We start from the raw sequence: 2,263 nt of genomic DNA on the forward strand, positions 1-2,263 counted from the left end.
AAGCTTTAACCCATTAAAACAGGGGTGTACGAAGAATGCCTGTGTCAGCTCCGCCGTCCGGTCGGGAACACGCCCCCTGGTGCGGAGCCTCACCAGGTACCCGGTAAGAACTGTGGATTACTCTAACAGGAAATTCCCGCCCGGCCCTTTAAAATCAAGGTTTTTTGGGTAAAGTGAAAAGCCCCGTTTTCCGGGGCTCTGTTTTTTCCTGGTAGGCACGGCTGGTTTCGAAATAAGGTTTTTGAGGATATCCGGTTAATACGATTGGTCTGGTTACTAACATTTTGCTAACCGCCTTGGATCACATTATCTCCCGGATCAGTTTTCTTGTCAATGAGTAATTTAGTCTACTCTGCCGTTTATGACCACCGGCGTTGGCGCACAAACGCCACGCCCCCCTGTTCACATTTGTACGGGACATTTTTCTGGTGTTCAGTGGAGGTAATTTAAGAAAACGGTAGGACGAAAATTCTTTGGAAACGATTAGGGATATGTGCTGCGTGAGGACGATTCCAACAACGCAGCCTTCTTTATTACATCTTTCCCGTACTTTTCCCTCAACTCATCCACCAGCCTGCATACCTGCCCGTCCCTGTCCGGCTCTTTGAACAGGGTCAGCTGCTCACATGCCCCGTCGTCCAGGTTTGACACCTGTACCCCGACCAGCCTCCAGGGCGGTCTGCCGCAGTTGGCCAAAAACAGTTCCCTGGCTGTCCGGTAAATAGCACCGTCGCCGTCCACGAAATCCGGCAGCGTCCGGGACCTGGTGATGGTGCTGAAGTCGCTGTACCGGATCTTCACCATGACCGTGCGGCCTTTCAGCCCTTTTTTGCGCAGCCGGCGTCCAACCTGTTCGGCTAATTCCAGGAGTGTTTTTAAAATCGATTCTTTATCGTATACGTCCCGGGGAAACGTGATTTCCTCACCAACGGACTTCACTTTCCGCACAGGCTCAATTTCCCGGCTGTCAATCCCGTTGGCGTACCGGTGGAGAGTCGCGCCGAAACTGCCGAATATCCTGACCAGTTCGCTTTCCGGAAACATCGCCAGCTGGCCGATTGTCCTGACCCCAAGCTGGCGCAACCTTTCTTCCGTATGCGGTCCAACCCCGTGCAGTTTCCTCACCGGCAGTGGCCAGACCACCGTCGGCACGTCTTCCGGCTTGATCTGCTTTAACCCGTCGGGTTTGGCCAGCTCACAGGCCATTTTTGCCAGCAGTTTATTGACCGACACCCCGATGGAGACGGGCAGGTTCAGTTCCCGCCTCACCGCCTCCCGGATTTTCCCGGCCGTCGCCATCCCCCTGCCGGACGGTACGGCAAGGTATGCTTCATCGATGGATACCGGCTCTATTTGCGCGGCGAACCGGGCGTAAACGGCAAGTACCTGGGCCGATACCCGGCGGTAGCGGGCTATGTTAACCGGGAGGAAAACGGCGTCGGGACACAACCTGACCGCACGGCTCACGGGCATGGCCGAACGGATACCGTATTTCCGGGCTTCGTAGGAACATGTAGCGACCACGCCGCGTTCGTCCGGGCGGCCGCCGACAATGACCGGCCTGCCCCGGTATTCGGGGTGGTCACGCTGTTCCACGGAGGCGAAGAAGGCGTCCAGGTCGCAGAGGAGGATGTCACGGTTGTAAGACATTGAAACCACCATTTAATCTTATTGATCACATAAGCAGCTTGAATGGTATAATTAGAAAAAACTGCAAAGGAAGGATACCATTTGAGAGAAAAATGCGAAAGCTGCAACCGCAAAGTTCCGGGTTATGACCTGGTGGCACTAAACGGCGTAAGTATTTGCTCCGACTGCCTTCGCGAGTTAATTTCCAATTTGATAGGGGCAGAGATCGATTCTCTACCCGTGAAAAAACTACGGGTAAAAGATTGCGAAAACAAGACTCACACTTTTTTCATCCAACACACTCTACTCCCTGCCGGCCAGCAACTAAGAGCTTTTGAACTGAACAAAGAAGGGTATCCTGACGGGTACATCTTCTCTGCACTGGGCGATTATGAAGAAGAAATGGAATCCTTATTTGAAAAGCTGCTCCGGAAGATCAAGGCTGGCTTGGCCACTAAATACCTTGAAAGCTTTGAGGGTCAATTTCACATAAAAAACGACGAGGTTGCCGGAAGGGTTGAATATCAAAGTTCAGAGGAAAGTACCGGGCCTGACGTGGTGATAGACGGAAAAAGATTTTCCTGGGAAGAATTCGGCAGGATGGTTTACACCTTTGAGGGATGGAATTTTAAGT

General features: G+C 52.5%; 2 protein-coding genes. One reads left to right on the forward strand and one right to left on the reverse strand.

What is annotated here, in order from left to right; translation table 11 throughout:
* Positions 1-483: 483 nt before the first annotated feature.
* Entirely contained in the window at positions 484-1,650 is a 1,167-nt protein-coding gene (gene dinB, locus ACPLUI_RS14055; protein WP_424660868.1) for a DNA polymerase IV, read from the reverse strand.
* A gap of 81 nt (positions 1,651-1,731) precedes the next feature.
* Here dinB and ACPLUI_RS14060 point away from each other — a divergent pair.
* Positions 1,732-2,263, forward strand: a 532-nt coding sequence (locus tag ACPLUI_RS14060) for a DUF7713 domain-containing protein (RefSeq protein ID WP_424660869.1), incomplete at its 3' end; no start/stop codon positions are given.

The organism is Desulfofundulus sp., assembly GCF_049701015.1.
In the GTDB taxonomy this organism is placed as follows: Bacteria; Bacillota; Desulfotomaculia; order Desulfotomaculales; family Desulfovirgulaceae; genus Desulfofundulus.